This is a genomic window from uncultured Gimesia sp., assembly GCF_937919775.1.
Taxonomy (GTDB): Bacteria; Planctomycetota; Planctomycetia; order Planctomycetales; family Planctomycetaceae; genus Gimesia.
Genome location: NZ_CALFPF010000764.1, coordinates 1 through 9,411, shown reverse-complemented (window position 1 = coordinate 9,411; position 9,411 = coordinate 1). Strand labels below are relative to the sequence as shown.

Annotated in this window: 6 protein-coding genes; 1 reads left to right on the top strand and 5 read right to left on the bottom strand. The window is 49.4% G+C overall.

The window, feature by feature from the left end; genetic code table 11:
• Nucleotides 1–612: 612 nt before the first annotated feature.
• The 3 genes from Q0294_RS21725 to Q0294_RS21715 form a co-directional block, all read right to left on the bottom strand.
• Nucleotides 613–1,092 carry a MarR family transcriptional regulator gene (locus Q0294_RS21725; protein ID WP_299469640.1) on the bottom strand — a complete coding sequence of 160 codons (480 nt, stop codon included), beginning with the start codon at nucleotides 1,090–1,092 and terminating at the stop codon, nucleotides 613–615.
• Nucleotides 1,093–1,203: 111 nt separating this feature from the next.
• Nucleotides 1,204–1,980, bottom strand: a complete 777-nt coding sequence (locus Q0294_RS21720; RefSeq protein WP_299469638.1) for a substrate-binding domain-containing protein — start codon at nucleotides 1,978–1,980, stop codon at nucleotides 1,204–1,206.
• A gap of 3 nt (nucleotides 1,981–1,983) precedes the next feature.
• On the bottom strand, nucleotides 1,984–2,373 hold the full coding sequence (locus Q0294_RS21715) for a hypothetical protein (protein ID WP_299469636.1): 390 nt from the start codon (nucleotides 2,371–2,373) through the stop codon (nucleotides 1,984–1,986).
• 218 nt (nucleotides 2,374–2,591) lie between these two features.
• Here Q0294_RS21715 and Q0294_RS21710 point away from each other — a divergent pair, with 218 nt between their 5' ends.
• Nucleotides 2,592–8,024 (top strand): neutral/alkaline non-lysosomal ceramidase N-terminal domain-containing protein, encoded by a 5,433-nt coding sequence (locus Q0294_RS21710; RefSeq protein WP_299469634.1) that lies wholly within the window; start codon nucleotides 2,592–2,594, stop codon nucleotides 8,022–8,024.
• Between the two features lie 46 nt (nucleotides 8,025–8,070).
• On the opposite strand, the gene Q0294_RS21705 is transcribed toward Q0294_RS21710, so the two are convergent.
• A complete protein-coding gene (locus Q0294_RS21705; RefSeq protein WP_299469632.1) occupies nucleotides 8,071–8,601 on the bottom strand; it encodes a type 1 glutamine amidotransferase domain-containing protein in 531 nt (176 codons plus the stop codon).
• A gap of 47 nt (nucleotides 8,602–8,648) precedes the next feature.
• Complete coding sequence (locus tag Q0294_RS21700) at nucleotides 8,649–9,191, bottom strand: hypothetical protein (protein WP_299469630.1); 543 nt, start codon at nucleotides 9,189–9,191, stop codon at nucleotides 8,649–8,651.
• Between the last annotated feature and the right edge of the window lie 220 nt (nucleotides 9,192–9,411).

Genomic DNA, 9,411 nt, shown 5'->3' with positions numbered 1-9,411 from the left:
TAAGGATCAGGATAGATTTCTAATTTACTCAATCGATCTGCAGAATGAAATGATTTTTTTTCAAGAGGTCAGGCACGTCTGTGTTTAAGTAGACATTCGATTAGAGGGATAAAGGGTCGGCAATTTTTTATATGAATGCTGTCTACAAAATAACCGCCATTAAATGGAAGATCATAGCGAAAGTTCTGAGTTTTAGATCAAAAAACAGGAAAGAATCGATGACTTCACTCTGATCGGATCAGTCAGGTTTCATTTCTTACTTATTTAATTCAAACAGACCAGTTTCTGGAAACTTCAGTCCACTAATTGACATTTCGATTATTTTATTGATTGAGAGACACCATTTCTGGCTGAAAGTTCCCTCTGCCAGGAAGAGGTGGCTTTTTTTCGGTGTGTGAACAACCTTGTCGGCTGGTTTTTATTTGCATGTTTTTGTGGTGTTTGGTTGAGCTGTACAGACTGGGTTGGAAGATCCTGTTGTGCTGATAAATGGGCCTTGGTTTCCGGTTTGCGCAAGATTTCGGATGCTTTTCGGATCTGGGTTGTGAGTACGCAAACAAGTCAAACAGGAAAACTTTGCATATAATTTATATGCTTAAGAAAAGCCCGGCTTTATTTTGTGCAAACCAGTGATGCACGTGCTTTTTCGAGTAATCGAGAGAGTTCTGAAAGTTCGTCCGAGCTTAAATGTCCGATGAGTTTACGGTGTAGATTAAGATCAGGCTCATCAATCTCTTTCAGCAGGCTTAATGCTTTCGGTGTAATTTCAATGTAAACGACACGCCGGTCTTCGGTACAGCGTTTTCGTTTTACGAGATTCTGTGCCTGCAGTCGGTCGATCAGGCCGGTAATTGCCGGAACCACTTGCACCATTCGATCAGCAATTTCAAGAGAGGGCATCGGTTTGCCTTCTCCACGCAGAATCCGCAGCACGTTGTACTGAGAAGGGGTCAAGCCATACGGTCTGAATAACCTTCCGAACTGATTGTGAAAGATATCACTTGTACGCAAGATGTTCAGAATCGCTGCCTGTTCGAGGGAGTCGAAGGGCTGTTTCTTTCCAATCTCTTGTTGCAAATTTCTATGTGACATCTTAAATCCTGATAGAAGACATGAACTGCGACAATCTTACGTGTAAACTAATCGGCGGTCAATAGGCTGACAATACTGGTACGTGGCTGATTGAAACTAGAGTGCACTTCGTTACTTCCCTGATTGAAATGTTTTATGACGAAACTCAGTCGGTGTGCAATTTTCATGTTCCCTGATAACCACACTGAGATAAGCAGAACTGGAAAAACCAGCCATGGCAGCGATCTGTTCGAGTGTGAAATCAGTATCAATCAAAAGTTGTTTTGCGCGGCGGAGTCGTTCTTCTGCCAGTATCTGATGTGGTGTTTTGCCGACCAGTTTCACAAAGCGACGTTCCAGGGAACGTCTGGCGAGATTCACATGCTGTGCAATCTGGGAAACATTGATTTGTGCGCAGGCATTGCGTCTGATGAATTCCAGTGCGGAAGCGATGGCGACGTCGTCGACGGCGATGATGTCGGTTGATCTGCGCGGAACCAGATTTCGGGGAGGCAGCATGACTGGCTGGGCAGGCGCGGTTTTACCTTGCAGCAAACGGTCGAGCAGTGCGGCTGCCTGATAACCAATCTGTTCCGCCTGATGAGAAATACTGGTGAGATTGGGGTCAACGACTTCGCAGAAGACATCATCGTTATCTACGCCGACGACAGCAACCTGTTCCGGGACGGCAATATTCCGACGGCGGCAGGCATCCAGAACACACAAAGCACGCAAATCATGCGCAGCCATTAAGCCAACCGGTTTCGGCAGCGATTCCAGCCAGTCTGCCAGATCTTCCTGGCCACCATTCCAGCTTTCCACAAAACGCCTGCGAGAAAGTGGAGAATAAATGTCACACTCGAATCCCTGTTGGCTTGTCATTTCTGCGAACGCATCGCGACGGCGCACTGACTAGTTGGCTCGTTCTACCCCCACAAATGCAAAATGTCTCAGGTGTCGATCCCGTAAATGTTCAAACGCCATTTGTGCGATCGCAGTATCGTCAGAATAAACACCGGGAAGTCCCAGGTCAGGTACTTGATGCAGTGTGTCCACAATCGGGACGCCAGTTTTCTGAAGCCGTTCTGCCATCTGTTGCGATCGCACTCGGGCGATAATGCCGTCTCCTTGCCAATGATTCATCCAATCGGGGAGTGAAGTCGCTGGTCCCCATTCGTCTATGTACACGGACCAGGGGCCATGAGTTCGCGAATAGGTGGAAATACCCTGCAAAATTCCGCGTCCAAATGTTTTTGATGTTTCAATAAAAATGGCAACCTGTGGAGTAACAGAACGAGGCATGGTTACTTTCCGCGGTGTCGCAAAAATGAAATAGATTGACGCATCACTGGATTGATAGTGCCTCAGCCAGACCGTTAAACTGGATAGGCTGAGTTCATGATCAGATGATAAAGGAATGAGTCTTCAGGAGACAGGAGATCCTGAAACTGATTAATGAATTTCTGACAGATTGTTGCGCTTGAGACGGAGACTGCTTTGAGGATATCGAGAGGAAGCAAATGATTGTACTTCGAATTATGATGGCAGTGATCGTCGCAGGCGGTTGCATTTCCCGTTTATCTGCTGAAAATACGAAAACCTATGCAGTGGGAATTGCGAAAGTTGAGATTACTCCCGACTATCCTGTTCTATTAAGTGGATATGCCTCGCGCAGTACAAAACCGATCGATCGAGTCGAGCAGCAACTCTGGGCGCGTGCGATCGCGATTCAATCACAGAATCATCAACCACAGGTCCTGATTTCGGTTGATAACTGTGGGGTACCAGCTTTCGTGACAAAAGCCGTTGTCGCGAATCTGAAAGAACAGTATTCGATCTCTCCTGAGAATCTGGTGATCTGTTCCACGCACACGCACTCGGCACCGATGCTCACCGGGGTACTCCCCAACCTGTTTACAAAGGATCTGACTGCTTCCGAACAGGCGGGGATTGATCGTTACACACAAGACCTGACGCTATTGCTGACCAAAGTCGCAGAAGAGGCCATCCACAAAACGGAACCCTCTATTTTGGAGTGGGGAATAGGAACGGCGACCTTTGCCAAAAATCGTCGGCAGGTTACCGGGCCCACAGATCATGAATTACCGATTCTGCAGGTCAAGAGTATCGACGGAAAATCGCGTGCGATCCTTGTGAACTATGCCTGCCATTGTACCACGTTAGGGGGAGTTCCCTTCATGTCCGGCGACTGGGCCGGCTGCGCAGTGGAAGGCATCGAAGCCGATCTTCCCGGGTGTATGGCGATGGTGGTGATTGGCTGTGGCGCCGATCAAAATCCGAAAGTCAGAGGCGATGATCAGGGGGCGGCCCGCGTCAATGGAAAGGGCATCGCAGACGGGGTCCGCCAGCGACTCAAAACGGACTTAACACCTCTTTCGGGAGACCTGAAGTCTGATAGTCAAGAAATCACACTCTCTCTGGACAAACTGCCTGCACTGGATGAGTGGAAACAGCGGGCGCAAAAAACAGGGATCACCGCGTATCACGCGCAAAAGAATCTCAAACGCCTTGCCCAGGGCCAGCTCTTAACCGACAAAATCAGCTATCCGGTGAAATCGTGGGTGTTCGGCGATGAGCTGGCGATGATTTTCTTAGGAGGAGAAGTCGTCGTCGATTATTCCCTGGCGATCAAGCAACAGCATGGCGCGAAATTGTGGGTCACTTCCTATGCGAATGATGTTCCCTGTTATATTCCCTCCGAGCGGGTCCTGCAGGAGGGGGGCTATGAAGGTCAAAGTGCGATGGTCTGGTACGATCTGCCTGGTCCGTTCGCACCCGGATTACAGAAAAAAATCCTGGACGAAGTGGATCGGCAATTACCGGATTCGTATCAGGCTACTGAAGATGCGAGTCGCACGGGGGGCAAGCGGGCATTGACTCCGGCGGAATCGATTTCTCGTATGAATTATGCAGACCATCTCAAAGTGGAAGTGGTCGCGGCAGAACCACTGGTGATTGATCCGGTGGCGGTAGAATTCGGCCTTGACGGGAAGCTATGGGTGGTCGAAATGCGGGACTATCCGAACGGCATCGATGGCAATTTGAAGCCGGGGGGCGTTGTCAAATTTCTTGAAGATCTCGATCAGGATGGCGTCTACGACAAAGCGACCGTTTTTCTGGAAGGGCTCCCCTTTCCTACCGGACTGATGGTCTGGAAGCAGGGGGTTCTGGTTTGTACGGCTCCCGATGTGATTTATGCAGAAGATACGAATGGCGATGGAAAAGCCGACCTGCAGAAAACAATTTTAACCGGATTCGCGACTCATAATTATCAGGCGCGGGTGAATAGCCTGGTTCCCGGACTGGATCACTGGGTTTACGCTTCGGGTGGTTTGTTTGGCGGGATCATCAAGTCGTTTAATGGTCAGACGGTGAACGTGACGAATCGTGATTTTCGCTTTCATCCCGAAACGGGAGTGCTCGAACCAGTCAGCGGTCGCACTCAGCAGGGGCGCGTGAGAGATGATTGGGGGAACTGGTTCGGCTGTCGTAACGGCAGCCTGTGCGTCTATTATCCCGTCAACGAATCCTATTATCAAAAAAATCCGTTTGTTGTTTCGCCTCCTCCCGAGGTTTCCATTCCCCGCGATCATGGTGCCAATCAGCTCTATCCGGTAGGGGAACTGGTTCAGTTTCATTTAAGCGGACAACGCGGACAGCCGACTTCCGCCTGTGGTCTGGGACTCTACCGTGATCGTCAATTAGGCAACGCATTTTATGGAAATGCGTTTGTCTGTGAACCGGTCAATCAGCTTGTGCATCGTCAGGTCATCCACCCAGAAGGGGTCACCTTTTTCGGGACACGGGCGCCTGAAGAACAGGAGCGGGAATTTTTAACGTCGACCGATAACTGGTTTCGCCCTGTGCAGGCAAGACCCGCGCCCGACGGGTCGCTGCTGATCGTGGATATGTACCGTTACTTAATCGAACATCCCAAGTTTCTTTCCCCCGAAGCAGTGCAGAAACTGAATGTTCGCGCCGGAGAAACACGGGGCCGGATCTATCGGGTTTCTCGTAAAGAGCAGCAGTATCAACCCATTCCAAATTTGAAAGAATTGAGATCGCAGGATCTCGCAAAGCTGCTCAGAAGCAGTAATGGTACGTTACGCGATATGGTGCAGCAGGAACTAATTTTTCGAGTGGATGAAGAATCCATTCCGGAATTGAAGTCCATCGCCTCAGCCGCGAATTTGCCTGAATCTCGTCTACAGGCGTTATGTACGCTGGATGGTTTGAAAACACTGGACACGGAAATGCTCCTGCCGCGACTGCAGGATACTCATCCGGGAGTTCGGAGAGAGGCCCTGCGATTGTCAGAACCGTTTTTGAATGGTTCAGCGCCTTTAGCAGACGCGGTCTTGCAACGTGTGAAACAGGAAGCGGATTTGTCCGTCATTTTACAGTTGGCTTACTCTCTTGGCGAATTAAACAGCAAAGCGGCAACGCAGGCGTTGTTACAGCTGATGGAACAGCATTCAGAAAATGTCTATATCAGGTCGGCCGTACTGACCAGTTTCGAACCGAATCGTCTGGCACCGGCGATTGCTGTTCTAATGCCGCAAATCAGTCGCAAACCCCAATTGCTGCCTGTGTTTGATGCATTACTGGGGATGGCTGTCGCGACAAAAGATGCTGCTGCCCTGAAGCAGATCGCGTCGTTGTTATTGTCCCACGCGGTTCAGATTGAGCAGACTCCCCTCTGGGAATGGGCGGCTTTGTCCCGAATTCTGGAAGCGACAAATGCCGTGAAGCTCAAGCAGGATCCGGCAATCACTCTGCAAATCAAGACATTACACAAACGGGCCAGTTTAATGGTTGCTAATGCATCGAGTCCTGAAAGTGACCGTATTGCTGCGATTGAGTTCGTGATGAATGCCGGACAAAGTCAGGCAGATCTGCAGTTGATCTCCGATTTATTAACTCCTCAGACTCCCCTGAAAATTCAAATGGCAGCGCTGCGCAGTTTAATCAATACGCAGAAAACGGAAGCACTTAACACGGTTCTCGCGAACTGGAAGCAGTTTACTCCTGCGTTACAGGCGGAAGTCCTCAACCAACTGCTGGCACGCGAATCGACGACGGTCGAATTATTAAACAGAGTTGAGCAGAAAGACATTCAGACTGCGCAGATTGATTTGACCAGTCGGCAGCGATTGATCGATCATAAAAATAAGGAGCTCAGCTTACGTGCCAGAAAATTATTCTCTGTAGCCACAAATGCCAGCCGAGAGGCGGTCCTCAAACAGTATCAGTCGATTGAGCTGCAGCAGGCCAGTATTGAACGTGGCAGTGTAGTGTTTGAGAAACAGTGTGCGAATTGCCATAAATTGAATGGTATAGGATTTGTGGTCGGACCGGATCTGGCTTCCTTGACGGATCAGTCAAAGTCATTTCTGCTGACCTCGATTCTTGATCCCAATAAAGCCGTCGATGGACGTTATGCATCGTATCTGGCTGTCACCGATGACGGACGAATCAATACCGGGATTCTGGTGTCCGAACAAAGCAACAGCATTACCTTGAAAGGACAGCAGGGGAAGGTACAGACGATTCTCAGGACACAACTTGAAGAATTGAGCAACACCGGTAAATCGCTGATGCCGGAAGGATTAGAACGTGAGATTTCGCCGGAAGCGATGGCGGATCTGCTGGTCTATCTGCAGGAACACTGTGCCCCCCTCCAGTACAAGTATGTGGGCGCTGTCACTCCGGATGTGAACTATCCTGATGATCCGAAGAAGTTGAAGCTGGTCAATCGATCCCCGGGTTCCGGACGGTTTAATGACGGGAACTGGGTCGGATTCCGATTTGCCGGCGAACAACCACAGCCTCGAATTGATTTTGATCTGGGCAGAAAAATGCCGGTCCGTTCCTTGAAAATTGTGTATGGCGTCAATCATGAACCGGGCTCCATACACGCGCCTTCTTCTGTCCTGGTTTCCTTCAGTAATAATGGTGAGCAGTTTGGGAACCCCCTCAAGTTCTCAGAGTTTGACGATCACCCTGATGGTCTGGGAATTTATGAAATCGACTCACGCACCGTCGACATCAATCTGCCGGAGCAACAGGCACGCTTCGTCCGGATTGATTTTCAGAGCAAGCAAGGCTGGTTATTTCTTTCAGAAATATCCGTTGCCGGTAATTCAATTGGGAATGAAAAACAGGCCGTTCCCGTGAGGCCCGGAGAATTGAAGCCGCAATCCGTTTCTGTTGACCCGGTCACGAAAATCAAATCGCTCGTAGCCAGTGTCAAAGTGGGTACTCCGGATGAGTACCGTGAAATTCCCGAGATCTGGCGGCAGGCGATTGCACTGGGGAAGCAGAATCAGCCTGAGGAAATTCGGAAATTACTGGAAGCGTCATTGCCCGAAGATCAGGGAACGCTGCAGTGCTGGCAAGCGGTTGTGATTGGCGGAGGGATTATCAACGGAATCACGATTGCCGGTACTTGGCCTCGTACCAGAATAGAAGCGATCCTCAAACAGGATCTGAAACTGGCTGCCCGCTGGAAACATGCACTCCTTCAAGCCGTCAAGATGGCCGATGACACAGAAATTAAAGCGGGAACCCGCTATGATGCGCTGCGGATGATCGCCATGCTGGATTTCGCAACGTGTCAGGCACAACTGAAACGCTATCTGGTCGATCCCAAACAGGCGGAGTTGCAGATGGGAGCCGTGAGTGGCATGGGGGATATCGATTTGCCGGAAGCAACGCAGTCACTGATCACCGCGATTCCCGATCTCACTCCCCGAAATCGCACGATAGCACTACAGGCTTTGCTCCGAACGGAATCCCGCGCACTGGCGTTATTGAAAGCCGTTCAGATGCAAAAACTCTTGGGAACACTGGTTGATGCAGACCTGCAAAAACAGTTGAAAACGCATGCGAATGCCGAAATTCAACAGCAGGCAAAAAAAGTATTCGAATAAACCAGCTGCAGACAAAGAACATTTGTCTGCAGCAAATCATCTTTTTTTACAGTAATACTTCCAGGATGCCCCGGCAGAAGTCGGGCAGGTCACCCGGCCGTCGACTGGAAACAAAATGACGATCAACGGTCACAGATGCATCTTCCCAGATCGCGCCTGCGTTGATCAGATCGTCCTTGATACCCGGTGATCCGGTGACTTTGACTCCCTGATAGATGCCGGCTGAAATCGGCATCCAGCCTCCGTGGCAAATCGCGGCGATCAGTTTCTGGCTCTCATGAAATTCAGTCAGTAGGGATAAGACTTTCTCAAAGCGTCTGAGTTTATCGGGCATCCACCCGCCGGCACAGATCACGCCTTGATAGTCTGCTGAGTTGATACTGTCGATCGTGGCTTCGGAAACAGCAGGATAGCCATGTTTTCCCAGATACGTTTTACCCGATTCCAGACCCGCCATGACTGTTTCTGCGCCGGCTTCTTCCAGGCGAAACTTGGGATACCACAGTTCGAGATCTTCGTAATCCTCACCCACAAACAGTAAGAACTTTTTTCCAGACAGCGGGAGAACGTCAGTCATATTTTTATTTCCTTAGTGGTTTATTTATAATTCAGCAGAAGATCGTCTCAGGCAGCGGGCCACATCAGTCCGAAGATCAATGCCACAATCACAGCGTAAATAATCGATTCGATGATGTGTCCGATAATTCGGTTATGAAACCAGATCGCATGCTGCACGATGGCAGATAAAAAAGTCAATAAGCTGGCTGTCGCCACGAATCGGAAAACAACCATGAACTCCGCACCGGGAACAATCGCCAGTGTTGACAGATAAGCCAATGCAAAACTGACGACCAGAAAATAGACAAAGGTCAGCACCAGGTTTTTTCCCATACTGACTTTGTGAAAAACCGTCATGATGCCACAGGGCCCGTTCTGCCATTTCTGCTGGTATTCATCACTCTTCATTTCCTCCGGGGAATCACAGCCTGGAAACATATAGCTGCCCGGCGGAACTTCCAGATCCGTCATAACTTTGAGAAACTCGTTTTGCTTCTCCAGTTTTTTCCAGTCAGCACGATGGAGTTGCAGTACCATCCAGGACAGAAAACTGGCAAAAAATAATGCCACAGCAGACAAAACAATCGGCACAATCAAGCTTGTCAACATGTCTTAACTCCTGCGTGAAGTTCAAAAGTGATGGTCCGAACAGAACCGTGGAGCCAAAAAGAAAACACTCTCCTGAAAGGCAATCGTAAGCATCATAAAATTTCGATTCCGGCTTTCCTAGTATGCAGACAAGCTTTCGCTGAGAAATTACCATACAGACTTGCCACTGCTCTTTCTAGACCCCCTCTCAGATAAAGGAACATTCATGCCTCGATTTATC